The 15,910-nt window shown below is 72.1% G+C and carries 14 protein-coding genes; 6 read left to right on the top strand and 8 right to left on the bottom strand.

Going from position 1 to position 15,910, the window contains the following annotated elements; all coding sequences use genetic code 11:
* Nucleotides 1–129 precede the first annotated feature (129 nt).
* From ABZ624_RS00460 to ABZ624_RS00450, 3 genes are all read right to left on the bottom strand, one after another.
* Nucleotides 130–1,500, bottom strand: coding sequence for a DUF2690 domain-containing protein (locus tag ABZ624_RS00460; protein WP_360081354.1), 1,371 nt, complete (start codon nt 1,498–1,500; stop codon nt 130–132).
* A gap of 256 nt (nt 1,501–1,756) precedes the next feature.
* The gene (locus ABZ624_RS00455; RefSeq protein ID WP_360081353.1) at nt 1,757–2,227 is read right to left on the bottom strand and encodes a DUF3017 domain-containing protein; all 471 of its coding nucleotides are present in this window, start codon (nt 2,225–2,227) and stop codon (nt 1,757–1,759) included.
* Nucleotides 2,217–3,071, bottom strand: coding sequence for a bifunctional methylenetetrahydrofolate dehydrogenase/methenyltetrahydrofolate cyclohydrolase (locus ABZ624_RS00450; protein ID WP_360081352.1), 855 nt, complete (start codon nt 3,069–3,071; stop codon nt 2,217–2,219). The genes ABZ624_RS00455 and ABZ624_RS00450 overlap by 11 nt, the downstream gene beginning before the upstream one ends.
* A 264-nt stretch (nt 3,072–3,335) precedes the next feature.
* Here ABZ624_RS00450 and ABZ624_RS00445 point away from each other — a divergent pair, with 264 nt between their 5' ends.
* The 4 genes from ABZ624_RS00445 to ABZ624_RS00430 all read left to right on the top strand — a co-directional run bounded on the left by ABZ624_RS00445 (nt 3,336) and on the right by ABZ624_RS00430 (nt 6,927).
* A complete protein-coding gene (locus ABZ624_RS00445; protein WP_360081351.1) occupies nt 3,336–3,905 on the top strand; it encodes a hypothetical protein in 570 nt (189 codons plus the stop codon).
* A 153-nt stretch (nt 3,906–4,058) separates the two neighbouring features.
* Nucleotides 4,059–4,808 carry an FHA domain-containing protein gene (locus ABZ624_RS00440; protein WP_360081350.1) on the top strand — a complete coding sequence of 250 codons (750 nt, stop codon included), beginning with the start codon at nt 4,059–4,061 and terminating at the stop codon, nt 4,806–4,808.
* On the top strand, nt 4,805–6,343 hold the full coding sequence (locus ABZ624_RS00435) for a protein kinase (protein WP_360081349.1): 1,539 nt from the start codon (nt 4,805–4,807) through the stop codon (nt 6,341–6,343). Before ABZ624_RS00440 ends, ABZ624_RS00435 begins: the two co-directional genes overlap by 4 nt.
* Before the next feature lie 98 nt (nt 6,344–6,441).
* Nucleotides 6,442–6,927: a hypothetical protein gene (locus ABZ624_RS00430; RefSeq protein ID WP_360081348.1), complete on the top strand. Its 486-nt coding sequence runs from the start codon at nt 6,442–6,444 to the stop codon at nt 6,925–6,927.
* A gap of 85 nt (nt 6,928–7,012) precedes the next feature.
* Here ABZ624_RS00430 and purH read toward each other — a convergent pair whose 3' ends face one another.
* Nucleotides 7,013–8,584, bottom strand: coding sequence for a bifunctional phosphoribosylaminoimidazolecarboxamide formyltransferase/IMP cyclohydrolase (purH, locus tag ABZ624_RS00425; protein ID WP_360081347.1), 1,572 nt, complete (start codon nt 8,582–8,584; stop codon nt 7,013–7,015).
* A complete protein-coding gene (gene purN, locus ABZ624_RS00420) occupies nt 8,581–9,219 on the bottom strand; it encodes a phosphoribosylglycinamide formyltransferase (RefSeq protein WP_360081346.1) in 639 nt (212 codons plus the stop codon). Before purN ends, purH begins: the two co-directional genes overlap by 4 nt.
* Nucleotides 9,220–9,512: 293 nt before the next feature.
* On the opposite strand from purN, the gene ABZ624_RS00415 reads away from it, so the two are divergent.
* The gene (locus ABZ624_RS00415; RefSeq protein WP_360081345.1) at nt 9,513–10,325 is read left to right on the top strand and encodes a hypothetical protein; all 813 of its coding nucleotides are present in this window, start codon (nt 9,513–9,515) and stop codon (nt 10,323–10,325) included.
* Between the two features lie 210 nt (nt 10,326–10,535).
* Here ABZ624_RS00415 and ABZ624_RS00410 read toward each other — a convergent pair whose 3' ends face one another.
* Nucleotides 10,536–12,434, bottom strand: coding sequence for a DUF6350 family protein (locus ABZ624_RS00410; protein ID WP_360082107.1), 1,899 nt, complete (start codon nt 12,432–12,434; stop codon nt 10,536–10,538).
* A gap of 152 nt (nt 12,435–12,586) precedes the next feature.
* On the opposite strand from ABZ624_RS00410, the gene ABZ624_RS00405 reads away from it, so the two are divergent.
* A complete protein-coding gene (locus ABZ624_RS00405; protein WP_360081344.1) occupies nt 12,587–13,723 on the top strand; it encodes a helix-turn-helix domain-containing protein in 1,137 nt (378 codons plus the stop codon).
* A gap of 94 nt (nt 13,724–13,817) precedes the next feature.
* Here ABZ624_RS00405 and sucD read toward each other — a convergent pair whose 3' ends face one another.
* A complete protein-coding gene (sucD, locus tag ABZ624_RS00400) occupies nt 13,818–14,702 on the bottom strand; it encodes a succinate--CoA ligase subunit alpha (protein ID WP_351238925.1) in 885 nt (294 codons plus the stop codon).
* Nucleotides 14,703–14,730: 28 nt separating this feature from the next.
* On the bottom strand, nt 14,731–15,909 hold the full coding sequence (sucC, locus tag ABZ624_RS00395) for an ADP-forming succinate--CoA ligase subunit beta (RefSeq protein ID WP_360081343.1): 1,179 nt from the start codon (nt 15,907–15,909) through the stop codon (nt 14,731–14,733).
* Nucleotide 15,910: the final 1 nt, after the last annotated feature.

Raw genomic sequence — 15,910 nt, 5'->3', positions numbered from 1 at the left:
GGGTACTCCTCGCGTGCCCAGGATCCGCCCCGCCATGCGCCCGCCCCGGAATTTCTCCCGCTTACTTCGCGCACGCGGATACTTCGTGCACGCCGCTACTCGTGTGCACGCCGTTACTCGTGCACGCCGTTACTTCGTGCACCCCGTCCGCCCGGAGGCGAGGTCCGCGCAGGCCTTGGCCTCTGCCGCGTTCTTCACGGCGACCATCGGGGTGTAGGCGATGGTGTCGCCCACGGTGGTGGTCTCGCCGGTCTGCCGGACCTTGCCGGCGGTGATCCGGACCTTGTCGCCCTGGGCGGCGCCGGTGATCCGGCCCCAGGCGGTGCCGCAGGCCTTGCTGTAGCGGACCTCCAGGGTGGTGGTGCCGACGGTGACGGTCCGGGCGGTGGTGACCAGGTCGCCGCTGCAGCCCATCACCTCGGCGTCCTTGCCGTTGCAGGCGGAGCCGGTGCACTTGACCCCGGGTGGCGTGCTCGCGTTCGGGGTGGCTCTCGGGGACGGCGGCTTGGCGGTGTTCTCGTGCTTGGCGCCGCCCCGCTGGGTGAAGAAGAAGACGGCGGCGATGACGACGAGCACGCCGACGAGCCCGGCGACGAACATGACCACCCGCTGCCGCCCGGCGTTCCCCGGGGCCGGGGCGCCACCGCCGGACCGGGGGGCCGGTGCCTGCGGCTGCTGCCCGTCGTCCGGGTTCGGCGTGTCCGGGATCCGGCCGGCACCGCCGGGCAGGGCGCCGGGCCGGAAACCGTTCGCGGCGCCGGCGCCGGCACCCGCGCGCGCCCCGGTTCCGGGTGGGGCGCTCACCGGGGACGGGCCCTGATACCCGGCCAGCTTCCAGGAGTTGCCACCGGATGCCCCGCCGTCTCCGGTCCCGTCACGGTCAGCCGGACCACGCCCCGCACCGTCGTCACGGTCGCTCGGACCCCAGCCCACGCCGTCACGGTCAACCGGACCCCGGCCCCCATCACGGTCAGTCGGACCACGCCCCGCGCCGTCACGGGCGGCCGGGCCCCGGCCCGCGCCGTCCCGGGCGTCGGCGTCAGGGGCCGTCGGCTGTGGGGGAATCGTCGGGGAGACGCCCGCCGGACCGGCGATGCCCATGGCCGGACCGAGGCCCTCCCCCTTGCGGCCGGACGGGCCGCCGGACGCCTCCGCCGCGCCGAAGTCCCCGAGTGCCGCGCGCGCCTGGGAGATGCGGATCGCCTCCATGGTGCGGTCATGCCGCATCTCCGCCCGGCTCCAGGCGCGTTCGGCCAGCTCCCACATCGTCGTCAGGTGCACGGGGCTGGTGCCGGTGACCTCGGCGAGCGCGACGACCGCGCCCTTGGGCGCGAGGAGCCGGCCGCCCAGGTAACGCTCCCAGGACGTCTTGCTGTAGCCCGTGCGGTCGGCGAGTGCCGCGACGCTCATGCCGCTGCGGTCCACGAGCCGTCGCACCTGGCTGGTGAACTCCTTGATCTGCGGGTCCAGATCATCAGGCAGGTCTTTCCAGCGAGGCATCGATTCCCCCCTTGCTCTCCCCCGGGTTTCCCCGTCCTGGCTACCCACAAGGATGCCCTGCCTGAGGATCCCAGTTCCCGGGGTGGGGGCGCGCGGGAGCACGGACGGCGCGCGGACACCGTAGCGGAACGGTCACTTCCGTGCCACAGCGCATGGACAGGCGTTGAACAGGCGGTTCATGGGCGGAAGGCTGAAGGACGGCGGCGGCTCGTCCCTCCTCGGGGGAGGGGACGAGCCGCCGTGTCTGCGAGCACCTCTACTGGCTGATGGTGAAGTGCAGGGTGTCCTTCAGGAAGGGGACCTGCAGCCACGGTTTGGGCTGGGCCATCATCGCCAGCAGGACGATCGTGAGGCCGAGAACGCCGTACGTGACGATGTCCGTGAAGCGGGAGCGTACGGCGAGCATGCCGACGCCGGGCAGTATCCATCGCATGACCGCCCCCGCCAGCAGTGCGGCGCCGATCAGCAGGGTGCCGAAGCGGAACACGTCGAGCGCGGTCAGCAGCAGGCCGAGCGCGACCCCGCCGAGCACCACGAGCAGGGGCCACTGCCGCGCCGGGGCCGGGGCGTCGCCGGGCGCGGCCCGGCCGCCGCCCTCGGGCCGCGCGGTGTCCCGGGTGATCCGCGGGAAGCGGCGCGTGGTCCGCCGCGGCCGCCCCTGCGCGTCCGGGGCGCTGATCGCGTCGCGCACGGGCGGCTCGCCGCCGTGCGCCCGCTCAGCCGACACTGCGCTCCGCCGCCTCGACCACGTTGACCAGCAGCTGCGCCCGGGTCATCGGGCCCACCCCGCCGGGGTTCGGAGAGATCCAGCCGGCCACCTCGACGACGTCCGGGTGCACGTCCCCGACGATCTTGCCCTCGGCGTTGCGGGAGACACCGACGTCGAGGATCGCGGCGCCCGGCTTGACGTCCTCGGCTCGGATCAGATGCGGCGAGCCGGCGGCCGCCACGATGATGTCGGCCCGCTTCAGGTGGGCAGACAGATCGCGGGTGCCGGTGTGGCACTGGGTCACGGTGGCGTTCTCGCTGCGCCGGGTGAGCAGCAGCGGCATCGGCCGGCCGATGGTGACACCGCGGCCGACGACCACGACCTCGGCGCCCTTGATCTCCACGCCGTGGGCCCGCAGCAGCGAGAGGATGCCGTTCGGGGTGCAGGGCAGCGGTGCGGGCTCGTTGAGCACCAGCCGGCCGAGGTTCATGGGGTGCAGCCCGTCGGCGTCCTTGGCCGGGTCCATCAGCTCCAGGATGCGGTTCTCGTCGATGCCCTTGGGCAAAGGCAGCTGCACGATGTAACCGGTGCAGGCCGGGTCCTCGTTCAGCTCGCGGACGACCGCCTCGATCTCCTCCTGGGTCGCCGTGGCGGGCAGCTCGCGCTGGATGGAGGCGATGCCGACCTGTGCGCAGTCGCGGTGCTTGCCGGCGACGTACTTCTGGCTGCCGGGGTCGTCCCCGACCAGGATCGTGCCGAGGCCGGGCGTGACGCCCCTCTCCTTCAGCGCCGCCACGCGGGCGGTCAGATCGGACTTGATCGCGGCTGCGGTGGCCTTGCCATCGAGAATCTGGGCGGTCATGCACCCATCCTCGCGGATGACCCGGCCCCGGTTCCAATCCGGGTGGCGGGGCGCCGTACCGCCTTGTCGGCAGATGATCGATGATGTTGCACTTGCACAACACCTGGGGCTTCCGGCTGGACAAGTCAGTAACCGGTCAAGAACGATGAGCAGCACAGTGCAGCGGGCAGCTCGACGGGGGGACGGATTGCACCTGTAGAAACTCTCCTCCGTACAGTGCCGCGCCTCGTCCCCAGCACTCGATCCAACGGAGGAAACACCGCCATGAGCTTCGGCGACCAGAACAATCCCTACGGCGCCCCGCAGGGCCAGCAGCCCGGCTACGGCTACCCGCAGCAGCCCCAGGGCGCCGGTTACGGCTACCCGTCGGCGCCCCCCGTCCAGCAGGAGTACGGCGTCGGCGCCCCGATGGCCGCCATGCCGGGCAACGTCAGCGCGGCGCGCGTGATGTTGTGGGTGATCGTCGGCCTGCAGGTGATCGGTGTGGCGCTGTTCACGTTCTACGCCATTGCCGTGAACCACGCGAAGAACGAAAGCACCCTGCAGGACGACTCCTCCTTCCAGCGGGTCGCCGACTACGGCACCGGCATCCTGCTGGTCATGGCTGTGTTCGCGCTCGCCTGGGGCGTGTTCGCGGCCGTGCTCGCGGCGAAGTTCAACACCGGCGGCAACGGCGTCCGCATCACCACCCTGGTCTTCGGCATCATCACCGGCGTCCTCGGCCTGTACCCGTTCGTCGTGGTGGGCCTCGTCCACACGGTGCTCGCCATCCTGATCGCCTGCTTCGTCGGCGGTGCCAACGGCAAGGCCTGGTTCAACCGCGCCCGGTACTGAACCCGCCCGCGCGACGGAACAGTTCGCGCCAATTCAACATCGAGGGCCGTGTCTCACCCGTCCAGGGGGAGGCACGGCCCTGGTGTCTCCCCCTAGTCTGGCTCGGGTAGCCGTACCCGGCCGGGGTGGCCGCAAGGCACGGGGAGCCGCACCTTGTACAGCATCATCGTCGTACCTCCGCCGACCCCGGAGGACCGGCAGGACCGCACCCAGATCCGCCTCGCCCCCGGTGAGCGTCTCAGCTTCGGACGGGCGCCGGGCAACGACCTGAGGATCCCGCACGACGGGGTCTCCCGCCGGGCCGGCGAACTCGGCGCCCAGGGCGCGTTCTGGATACTGAGCAACCTGTCCGCGCGGCACACGTACGTCGTGGAGAACCCGGAGGGCGCCGGAGAGCACATCAAGGTCGGCCCGGGCAGGCTCGACGCGCCCGTCCCGTTCGAGTTCTCGCGGATCGTGCTGCCCGCCGCCGGGGAGCTGCTGACGATCGAGGTGTGGGCGCCGCGCCACGACTATCTGCGCGACGGCGCCGGTCCGGACGGCGACACCACCGCCCCGGCCTTCTCCGTCGACCGCACCAAGCGCTACTTCGCCGTCCTGGCCGCCCTGTGCGAGCCGCGGCTGCGCGGTGACCCGCACGCCCCGCTGCCCACCGTCGACCAGGTCGTCGACCGGCTGCGCCCCGCCTGGCCGGCCGCCTCACGCACCTCGGTGCAGTGGAACATCGACTACCTGGCGGTCAAGCTGCGGCTCAAGCCCGGCCCGGACACCGCGGACACCGGTCCACGCCTCAACGGCAAGAAGGAGTCCCTGGTGTCCCTGGCGCTCCGCTTCGACCTCGTACGGGAGGACGACCTGGTCGTCCTGTCCGGGTCCGGGTCCGTGAGCCGGGCGGCCCGGTGACCGAGCCGTACGCCGTACCGGTGCCCAGGGGCTACCGGGTCGGCGTCTGGGAGGTGCGCGAGCCGATCGCGACGGGTGCCTTCGGCAGCGTGTACGCGGGCCGGCGCACCGGCGACGACACTCCCGAACTGCCGCGCACCGCCGCCCTGAAGTTCCTGCCCACCGGCACCGGCACCCCGCGCCAGCTGGCCCATCTGCGCGAACTCATCGAGCGCGAGGTCGGTTTGCACCGCCGGCTCAGACGGCCGCGGCTGATCCGGATGTACGAGACCCTCGTGGTGGACGACCCGGCCCGCCCCGCCCTCGACGGCGCCACCGTCCTCGTGCTGGAGCGTGCCGAGGGCTCCCTGTCCGCCCTGCTCGCCGTCTCGCCCCGCCCGGACGCCGGGTCCGCCCTGCTCGCCCAGATCTGTGAGGGGCTGGCCCAGCTGCACCGGGCCGGCTGGGTGCACGGGGATCTGAAACCGGCCAATGTGCTGCTCATGGCGGACGGTTCGGCACGGCTCGCCGACTTCAACATGGCCGCCGAGCTGGAGGGCACCCACGCCTACACCCCGGCCTTCTCCACCCCCGACTACACCCCGCCCGAGCTGCTCTGGTCGGAGATCGGCGAACGGGGCCGCCGTATCCGCCCCTCCGCCGACGTCTGGGCCTTCGGTGTGCTCGCCCACCTCGTCCTCACCGACTCCTTCCCGCTGTCCGGCGCCACCCCGACGGCCCGCCGCGACGCGGCCGCCGCCTACGCCCGCGGCACCGACGAACTGCGCCTGTCACCCGAACTCCCGGAGGCCTGGCGGGAGATCGTCCGTGACTGTCTGGCCCGTACGCATGGCGCACGCATCACCACCGAGGCGCTGCTGCGCCGCGTCGAGACGGCGGCCGGCACGGGCCGCTCGCCGCGCCTTCCCCGGCTGTTACCGCGCCGCAGGCACCGGCAGGCGGTGATCGCCTCGGCCGCTGCCGCCACCGCCGCCGTCGCGGCCCTCGGCTACGGCATCAGCACCTGGGCGGCCGGCGACGGCACCCCGGACGCCAAGGCCACGGCCGCCTACGGCGCCTCCGAACTCCGCACCGACCAGGGTGTTCCGGCGCAGTACCGGCGGCTCATCGTGGACGCCGCCCACGCCTGCGGAAAACCGGCCGTCACGCCCCCGCTCATCGCCGCGATCCTGAAGTCCGAGAGCAACTTCGACCCCGATCTCTCCGATCCCGCCAACCAGGAGTTCGGCATCGCCCGGTGGACCCCTGGCGTGCTGCGCTGGTGGATGCGGGACGACGGCATCCCCGCCTCGGCGACCCCCGCGCCGCCCCTGACCCCCTCCGTGTCCATTCCGGCCGTGGGCCGCTACCTCTGCTACATCGAGCCACGCCTGAAGGCGGAACTTCCCGGCGACAAGCGGGTGTTGGTCGCCGCCGCCTACCAGTCCTCCTACGGGAAGGTGAACAAGGCGGGCGGCATTCCCCCGCAGCTCGGCGCCTTCTGCAGCCGTGTCGCCCACTTCCTCCAGGAGTACGCCCCTCCCGGCAGGAAGTGACCCTCAGAGTTCACAGGTACCGGGCTACGGGATACGGCGGCACGGTGGTACCACTCCGCCACGGCAGCACGGCGGAGGGACCGACACCACTCGTTCACATGGGGGAACTCGTGAACATCGCCAAGCCCGCCGCACTGCTCGTCGCGGCCACCGCCCTCCTCGCCGGCTCCACGGTCGCGGCGACCGCCGCCACCACGCCGGACGGCACCCGGGTCACCAGCGTCCAGCAGGTCGCCGACCAGGTCCTCGCCGGCCACCCGAAGCCGCTTTCGGCCTCCGCCGACCAGGTCCGGTACAACGGCCTGACCCTCACCAAGGCTCCGCGGGGGACGGCCGCCAAGAAGGACCTGGACTGCGCCTACGGGCACCTGTGCATGATCGTCCGGGGCACCAAGTTCGACTTCTACAAGTGCCAGACGTGGACCGTCTCCAACTGGACCGGCGACGGCCCGTTCACCAACAACCAGACGCCGGGCACGGTCGCCAGGTTCTACAACCAGGACGGCAGCGTCCGCTGGACCTCCACGGCGTACGAGGCCGGCACGGCGACCTGGGACCCGATCTACTCCCTGCGCCCCTGCTGAGCCGACGCCCAACGGCCGGCGCCCAGCAGGACCGGCGGTCTCCGGCTCCCTCGGGGGAGGGCCGGAGACCGTCCGCAATCACCGCTCAGTGGAAGAAGTGGCGCGTGCCCGTGAAGTACATGGTCACGCCCGCCTTCTTGGCGGCCTCGACGACCTGCTCGTCACGGATCGAGCCGCCCGGCTGGACGATCGCCCGGACACCGGCGTCGATGAGGATCCCGGGGCCGTCGGGGAAGGGGAAGAAGGCGTCGGAGGCCGCGAAGGAACCGCGGGCCCGCTCCTCGCCGGCCCGCTCGACGGCCAGCTTGCAGGAGTCGACGCGGTTGACCTGGCCCATGCCGACGCCGACCGAGGCGCCGTCCTTGGCGAGCAGGATGGCGTTGGACTTCACGGCGCGGCACGCCTTCCAGGCGAACGCCAGCTCCTTCAGCTCCTCGTCGCCGAGCGCCTCACCGCTGGCCAGCGTCCAGTGGGCGGGGTCGTCGCCGTCGGCCTGGAGCCGGTCGGTGACCTGGAGCAGCACACCGCCGTCGACCTGCCTGGCCTCGACCCGGTTGCAGGGCGCGCCCGGGGCCTTCAGCACGCGGATGTTCTTCTTCTTGGTGAGGGCCTCCAGGGCCCCTTCCTCGTAGCCCGGGGCGACGATGACCTCGGTGAAGATCTCCGCGACCTGCTCGGCCATCTCCTTGCTGACCGGACGGTTCACGGCGATCACGCCGCCGTAAGCGGAGACCGGGTCGCAGGCGTGCGCCTTGCGGTGCGCCTCGGCGACGTCCGAACCCACCGCGATACCGCAGGGGTTGGCGTGCTTGATGATCGCGACACAGGGCTCGTCGTGGTCGTACGCGGCACGGCGGGCGGCGTCCGTGTCCGTGTAGTTGTTGTACGACATCTCCTTGCCGTGCAGCTGCTCGGCGTCCGCGAGCCCGCCGCTGCCGTCGACGTACAGGGCGGCCGGCTGGTGCGGGTTCTCGCCGTAGCGCAGGGTGTTCTTGCGCTCGTAGGTGGCGCCGAGGAAGTCGGGGAACTGCGACTCGTCGACCGGCGCGTACGAGGAGGCGAACCAGGAGGCGACGGCCACGTCGTAGGCGGCGGTGTGCTGGAAGGCCTCGGCGGCCAGCCGCTTGCGGGCGGCGAGGTCGAAGCCGCCGTCCTTGACGGCCGCGAGGACGTCGGCGTACCGCTCCGGGCTGGTGACCACGGCGACCGACGGGTGGTTCTTGGCGGCGGCGCGGACCATCGACGGCCCGCCGATGTCGATCTGCTCCACGCACTCGTCCTCGCTCGCGCCCGAAGCGACGGTCTCGCGGAAGGGGTAGAGGTTGACGACGACGAGGTCGAACGGCTCGACACCCAGCTCGGCGAGCTGCTCGCGGTGGCTGTCCAGGCGCAGGTCGGCGAGGATGCCCGCGTGCACCTTCGGGTGCAGGGTCTTGACCCGGCCGTCCAGGCACTCGGGGAAGCCGGTCAGCTCCTCGACCTTGGTGACGGGGACGCCGGCGGCGGCGATGCGGGAGGCCGTGGAACCGGTGGAGACGAGTGCGACACCGGCCTCGTGCAGCCCGCGCGCGAGCTCTTCCAGCCCGGTCTTGTCGTAGACGCTGACGAGCGCGCGACGGATGCCCCGCTTGCCGCTCTCGATGCTCTCGGCGGTCACTGGATAACTACCTTTCGTCCCTCGATGCGATAGCCGTTGCGGGCGAGCCGCCCCACGACCTCGACGAGCAGCCTTCGCTCGACTTCCTTGATGCGCTCGTGCAGCGCGCTCTCGTCGTCCTCGTCCCGGACCTCGACCACGCCCTGCGCGATGATCGGGCCGGTGTCGACGCCGTCGTCGACGAAGTGGACGGTGCAGCCGGTGACCTTGGCGCCGTACGCGAGTGCGTCACGGACGCCGTGGGCCCCGGGAAAACTGGGCAGCAGGGCCGGGTGCGTGTTGACGAACCGCCCGCCGAAGCGCGCGAGGAACTCCTTCCCCACGATCTTCATGAACCCGGCGGAGATCACGAGGTCCGGCTCGTACGCGGTCACCGCTCCGGCGAGGGCGGCGTCCCACTCCTCGCGGCTCGCGTGGTCCTTGACCTTGCACACGAAGGTCGGCAGTCCCGCCCGCTCGGCGCGGTCGAGCCCCTCGATGCCGGCGCGGTCGGCCCCTACGGCGACGATCCGCGCGCCGTACCGCTCGGCTCCGGTGCGCTCGATCTCGTCCAGCAGCGCCTGCAGATTGGTGCCGGATCCGGAGACCAGCACGACGAGGCGCTTGACCGCGGGACCAGCGGGGGTGGCGGCCACGATGGGGCCCTTTCTCGGGGTGGCGATGTGTCCGGTCGGCGGCTGCCGTGCAGTTGTACGTTCGCACGAACGCTTCGCACCCCGTCATACGGGGAAGTCTACGAAGCGGCCGACCGTCAGCAACGATACCGGCACTCGGGAAGGCCCCCACGGGACGGGGGAGTGGCCGGAAGGTAGCGTTCGCAAGGAATCACGAAGGGGAAGCCTCGGGAACGCGGTCGTCGTGCGGTGCGTTGTCGGGGTGGAAGCTCATGTGGGACAGCCGTAGTCACCCAGGGGAAGACGCTCTTTTGATGCCCGATCGCAGCCCGCGACTCCTCACGTTCCCTCCGCGCCCGGCCCAGGGAGGCGAGCGTGGCGCCGTGTTGCTGCGGGAGCGGCCGGCCTCGCCTCCGGAGGCTCCGCAGGACGGTCGGGGCGGTCAGGGCGGCCAGGGCGGTCAGAGTGGCCGCGACGGCGACGGGCGGGGCGGGCAGCAGGACGACAACCCGTTCGCACCGCCGCCCGAGGGCACCCCGGACCGGCCCTGGCGGCCCCGCCACCCGCAGGGCCACCAGGGCGCCGGTCCCGGCTCCGGGGGCGGCTCCCCGTGGGGCGGCCAGTGGAGCGACCGCCAGCCCGGACGCTCCCCCGGCGGCTTCGGCGAGCGGCCCGGCGGCGGCCCCCAGGGTCCCGGTGGACCGGCCGGTTCCGGCATGCGCTGGGACCCGACCGACCCCACCCAGCGCCGCGCGCGCTTCGCCCTGCTGTCCGGCATGTGGGCCGTCTTCTTCGCCCTGTTCAGCTGGCCGTACGTGGCCCTGCTGCTGGGCGCGCTGGCCCTCTACTGGGGCGTCAGCGCACTGCGCGCCAAGCCGGGCAGGCCGAACCCGGACTCCCCGGCAGCACCGCCCGCCCCCGGCCGCCCCCAGACGACAGCGGCCATCGGCGGCCTGATCACGGCGTCCCTGGCCCTGGTCCTGGTCGCCTCGACCTTCACGGTCCAGCTGGTCTACCGCGACTACTACACCTGCGTCGGCGACGCCCTCACCCACGAGGCCAAACAGTCCTGCGACAGCCTGCTGCCGCGGGAGTTGCGGGGAGTTCTGGGGTCCGCCAACGACTGAGCCTGCGGCGCCGCGGGTGGGCCGGCGGCCCGGCTGGGCTCAGCGAGGGGCGCGCGGCTGACGGGCTCGGCGACTGGGCGCGGGCGGCCTCGCGGGGCCTGGTGATCGGCAGGGCTCGGCGATCGGGTGCGGATCGGGTGCGAGCGGCCCGGCCAGGCTCGGTGATCGGGCGCGGGCCGAGGTCGTGGTGGGTGGTCGGGGGCCATGGGGTCAGTAGGTTTCCGGCCGGGGTTCCGTGGTGTCCGTGGCCGGCTCGGCGGAGTCCGGGATGTGTTCGGTGGGGGCCGGGTGGGGGTGTTCCGGAGGGAGCGGCCAGGCGGGTGCGGTCGGCGAGGAGCCTGGCTGAGCAGCGTCCGACGTGTCGCCCGAGGCTGCGGGCTCGCGTACGGGCGTCCAGCGTGAGGCGCGCGTGAGGTCGTCGGGCCAGTCCGGAGCGAACGGGTCGTCGGCCGGGAGGATCTCGTACGGGTCCTCCTCCGCGGCACCGGTCGCGGCGGGCATGGTCTCGGGTCGGGCAGGGTTCCTGCCGGTGCCCGGTTCCTTGTCCTTGGCTTTCACAGCCGCGTCCTTGGCTTTCGCGCCCGCATCCTTGGCCTTCGCGCCCGCATCCTTGGCTTTCGCAGCCGTCTTGCCCTGGTCCTGCCCCTCCTCCTCGCTGCTCCGACCCCCCTCCTCGCCTTGGTGCTCTTCGTCGGCCTCGGCCGTGTCCTCGCTCTTCGCCTGCTCCTCCGCCCTCCCCTGCTCGTTTCCGGTTCCGTCGGCCACCGTCCCGGAGTTCGTCGCAGACACCCTGCCGTCCTGCCCCGCCCCCGTCCCCGCCCCCTGCGCCGGGATCTCCGCGCCCCGCGTGCGCCCACGCCACACTCGCCACCCCCGTACGACCAGTGCCACAGGCATCCCGAACACCACCGTCCAGGCCGCCACCGCTGCCCCGGTCCGCCACCACACCGGCCCGAAGCGGGCCAGCGCCGCCACGCCCAGCGGACCGCCCGCCAGCTCGGCGAGCAGGGCGAAGGCCGCCGCGCACACCGTCGCGGTCAGCAGCATCACCCCGGCGGTACGGACGGCCGACCACCGAGCCACGGCCGCTTCACCCGGCTGCGACCGCTCCACGGCCCCGCGCGCCACGAACCACCCCGCCGTCACCCCGGCCGCCACCGGCACCAGCCCCGCCAGCCAGTTCGGCAGCGACCCGGCACCCGCGTCCGGCACCGCCGCCAGCAGCGGGAACGGCGGCAGCAGCGGCGCCGGATCGGAGGCGAAGGGGTTCACCCCATGTCCGGCACCGAGGAGGAACCCGGGACCGAGGGCGTAGGACGCGGCCCACACCGCCGCGTTGGGAATCAGCGCGATACCGAGCAACAGCACCGCACACCGTCCCGTCCAGCCCTCGGTCAGCTGGAGGAAGGACGCCTGCGCCGCCCCGTTGTGCCACACCAGCGACACCCCGAGCACCAGCGCCCCACCGCCGAAGAGCACCGCCGTTGCGGCCCCGGTGGCCCGTACGGCCGTACCCACCCGGGTGCGCGCGTCCGCGCCGAACACCACCCGCCGCACCGGCCCGGGCAACACCGTCAGCATCTTCAGCACCGGCTCGCGGGGACGGCCGTACGCCGACCACACCCCGGCCGCCGCCGCGCCCGCCGCGACCAGCGGCAGACACGCCGTCACCCAGGGCCACGCGGGCCGCAGTTCGCCGCCCGAGCAGTACAGCGCGATCGCGCCGCCGACACCCAGATAGCCGAGGACGACCCCGGTCCACACCGTGCGCGCCGGTACGGGCGGCGGGCCGTCGGCGTCGTCGGGCGCGTCCACTGCGTCCCGGGCCGCCCGGTACACCCGCCACACGGGCAGCGCCAGCAGCAACAACGGGGTCACGCCCACCGGCATGGGCACACCCGAGAGCGTCTCGGTGCGGACCAGTTCGACGCCGTGCGCCAGCAGCCACAGCGCCGCGGCGACGTGCAGCGCACCGCCCGGACCGCTGTCGGGATACGGCGAGCTGACCCACAGCACCATCAGCAGCGCGGCGAACGAAGCGAATCCGAGTCCGGCCGCGACCGCGCCGGCCAGGAGGCTCGCGGCCAGTCCGGGCTCACGGTCTCGCATCCGGGCGAGCAGGGGCGACAGCGACGGTCGGCGAGCGGTCAGCAGAGTCACCCCGCCATGCTGCCAATGCCACCCGCTTTCCCCACGCAACAGGCGAACTTCCGATGTGTCGCCCAATATATGTTTATGTTCTTTTTCGCACGGAAGGGCGCATGGTGACGACGACTCAGAACACCGACGGCCCGATGCCGCCGCCGTCCGAACGCCGACGGCTGCGCGAGTCCCGGTCGCTGACGAAGGCTCAGGTCGCCGCGCGGGTCGGCGTCAGCCGCTCGACGATTCGGGCGTGGGAGTCCGGCCGCCGCGTTCCGCACGGACGCGAGGGCGAGGCCTACGCCAGGCTGCTGCGGACGCTCGCCGCACCGGCGGCGGCCGGGGAGACGACAACGGCCGAGCCGGCCCCGGAAGGGCCCCCTGTGGCCGCCGCGGCCCCTGCCCCTTCCCCTATCGCTGTCCCCGCCCCTACCGGAGGCACGACACCGGTCGCCGCAGCCCCCCTGACGCCGGCTCAGGCCTTCGACGCCCTGTATGCGTTCTGCGCCCCCGCCCTCGTACGCCAGACATATCTGCTCACCGGGCGGCGGGAACTGGCCCGCGAATCCGTGGAGCGAGCCTTCCAGCTGGCCTGGCAGCGCTGGCCCGAGCTGGCCCGGGACCGGGATCCGGGCGGCTGGGTGCGGGCGGTGGCGTACGACTGCGCGCTCTCGCCCTGGCACCGCTTCCGGCCCCGCTACCGGCACCCGGAGCCGCCGCCCGCCGATCCGGCCGACCGTGCGCTGCTGAACACCCTGCTGACGCTTCCGCCGTCCTACCGGCGCACGCTCGTCCTCTACGACGGTGTGGGCCTCGACCTTCCGGAGACGGCGGCGGAGACGGAGGCCAGCACGCCGGCTGCCGCGAGCCGGCTGACCCACGCACGGGATGCGGTGGCCGCGCGGCTGCCGGAACTGGCCGACCCCGCGAAGCTGCACCACCGGCTGCTCGAAGTGGCCTCGAAGGAGCGGTTGGGCGCGGGCAGACCCATGGTGATCCGCACCGGCTGCGAGCGGCGGAACGTGTTCTGGACCCGGGCGGCGATCGCGTTCACCGTGACGATCGTCGGCGCGACGACGCTCACGCTGCGGACGGCTCCGACGCACTACGAGGCCCCGATCGCTCCGGCGCAGGCGGTACAGGGAGTGCCGGCGGCGGGGGTCATGGGCCCGCTGTCGCGGGAGGAACAGGCACTGCGCGCAAAGCTGCGGGCTGCCGCGAGGGGGCCGGAACGACTGGCACCGGAACCTGGGTGAGCCGTGAGCGGCACCCACTCGGCGTGACCGCGCAAACGTCGGCAGGCCCGCCCCGGCGAACGGGGCGGGCCTGCCGACGCTCGGCTGACGTGTCTCAGCCGGCCAGGATCTCGCGGGCCAGCTTCGCCGTCTCGGTCGGCGTCTTGCCGACCTTGACACCGGCGGCCTCCAGGGCCTCCTTCTTCGCCTGGGCCGTACCCGACGAACCCGAGACGATGGCGCCGGCGTGACCCATGGTCTTGCCCTCGGGCGCGGTGAAGCCCGCGACGTAACCGACGACCGGCTTGGTCACGTTCTCCTTGATGAACGCGGCGGCACGCTCCTCGGCGTCGCCACCGATCTCACCGATCATCACGATGAGCTCGGTCTCCGGGTCGTCCTGGAACGCGGCCAGGGCGTCGATGTGGGTGGAGCCGATGATCGGGTCACCACCGATACCGACGGCCGTCGAGAAGCCGATGTCCCGCAGCTCGTACATCATCTGGTACGTCAGCGTGCCGGACTTCGACACCAGACCGATGCGGCCCGGCTTGGTGATGTCGCCCGGGATGATGCCGACGTTCGACTGACCCGGGGTGATGATGCCGGGGCAGTTCGGGCCGATGATGCGGGTCTTGTTGCCCTTCTTGCCGGCGTACGCCCAGAAGGACGCCGAGTCGTGCACGGCGATGCCCTCGGTGATCACGACGGCCAGCGGGATCTCGGCGTCGATGGCCTCGACGACCGCGTCCTTGGTGAACTTCTCCGGCACGAAGATGACGGAGACGTTGGCGCCGGTCTTCTCGATGGCCTCCTTGACGGTGCCGAAGACCGGTACCTCGGTGCCGTCGAAGTCCACGGTGGTGCCCGCCTTGCGCGGGTTCACGCCGCCCACGACGTTCGTGCCGTCACCCAGCATGAGCTTGGTGTGCTTCATGCCGGTGGCACCGGTCATGCCCTGGACGATGACCTTGCTGTCCTTGTTGAGCCAGATAGCCATGGTGTGTTGGTGTCCTCGTCCTGAGTGCTTACTTGGCGGCGGCCAGCTCGGCGGCCTTGTCGGCCGCGCCGTCCATGGTGTCGACGCGCTGAACCAGCGGGTGGTTGGCGTCGGTGAGGATCTTCCGGCCCAGCTCGGCGTTGTTGCCGTCGAGGCGGACGACGAGCGGCTTCTCGACCTTCTCGCCGCGGTCCTCCAGGAGCTTCAGGGCCTGCACGATGCCGTTGGCGACCTCGTCGCAGGCGGTGATGCCACCGAAGACGTTCACGAAGACGGACTTGACGTCCGGGTCGCCCAGGATGATCTCCAGGCCGTTCGCCATGACCTGGGCGGAGGCGCCACCGCCGATGTCCAGGAAGTTGGCGGGCTTGACGCCACCGTGCTGCTCACCGGCGTACGCGACGACGTCCAGGGTGCTCATGACGAGACCGGCGCCGTTGCCGATGATGCCGACCTCGCCGTCGAGCTTGACGTAGTTGAGGTTCTTCTCCTTGGCGGCGGCCTCGAGCGGGTTGGCCGCGGCCTTGTCGTGGAGCTCCTCGAACTCGGGGTGACGGAACTCGGCGTTGTCGTCGAGCGACACCTTGCCGTCGAGGGCGATGACGTCACCGGAGGCGACCTTGGCCAGCGGGTTCACCTCGACGAGGAGGGCGTCCTCCTTGATGAAGGTGTCCCACAGCCTCACCAGGACGTCGGCGACCTTGTCCGCGACCTCGGCCGGGAACTTGGCGGCGGCGACGATCTCCTGGGCCTTGGCCTTGTCCACACCGTCGATGGCGTCGATCGCGATCTTGGCGACGGCCTCGGGGCGGGTGGCCGCCACCTCCTCGATCTCCATGCCGCCCTCGACGGAGGCGATGGAGAGGAAGGTGCGGTTGGCACGGTCGAGGAGGAAGGAGACGTAGTACTCCTCGAGGATCTCCGGAGCGGTCTCGGCGATCATGACCTTGTGGACCGTGTGGCCCTTGATGTCCATGCCGAGGATGTCCGTCGCGCGGGCGACGGCCTCGTCCGCGGAGGCGGCCAGCTTCACACCACCGGCCTTGCCGCGACCACCGACCTTCACCTGCGCCTTGACGACGGACTTGCCGCCCAGACGCTCGGTGATCTCGCGCGCCGCCTCAGGCGTGTCGATGACTTCACCGGCCAGCACCGGTACATCGTGCTTGGCGAAGAGGTCCCTCGCCTGGTACTCGAACAGGTCCACG

This window comes from Streptomyces sp. NPDC007205, assembly GCF_040634095.1.
Lineage (GTDB): Bacteria > Actinomycetota > Actinomycetes > Streptomycetales > Streptomycetaceae > Streptomyces.
Note: the sequence above shows the minus strand (reverse complement) of the source record. Positions and strands in the feature narration are given on the sequence as shown.

Excerpts from the sequence above, each read along its gene's own strand:
- ABZ624_RS00460 (WP_360081354.1), bottom strand. The coding sequence starts at position 1,500 with ATGCCTCGCTGGAAAGACCTGCCTGATGATCTGGACCCGCAGATCAAG.
- ABZ624_RS00450 (WP_360081352.1), bottom strand. The coding sequence starts at position 3,071 with ATGACCGCCCAGATTCTCGATGGCAAGGCCACCGCAGCCGCGATCAAG.
- ABZ624_RS00445 (WP_360081351.1), top strand. The coding sequence starts at position 3,336 with ATGAGCTTCGGCGACCAGAACAATCCCTACGGCGCCCCGCAGGGCCAG.
- ABZ624_RS00430 (WP_360081348.1), top strand. The coding sequence starts at position 6,442 with ATGGGGGAACTCGTGAACATCGCCAAGCCCGCCGCACTGCTCGTCGCG.
- ABZ624_RS00415 (WP_360081345.1), top strand. The coding sequence starts at position 9,513 with ATGCCCGATCGCAGCCCGCGACTCCTCACGTTCCCTCCGCGCCCGGCC.
- ABZ624_RS00410 (WP_360082107.1), bottom strand. The coding sequence starts at position 12,434 with ATGCGAGACCGTGAGCCCGGACTGGCCGCGAGCCTCCTGGCCGGCGCG.
- ABZ624_RS00405 (WP_360081344.1), top strand. The coding sequence starts at position 12,587 with ATGGTGACGACGACTCAGAACACCGACGGCCCGATGCCGCCGCCGTCC.
- sucD (WP_351238925.1), bottom strand. The coding sequence starts at position 14,702 with ATGGCTATCTGGCTCAACAAGGACAGCAAGGTCATCGTCCAGGGCATG.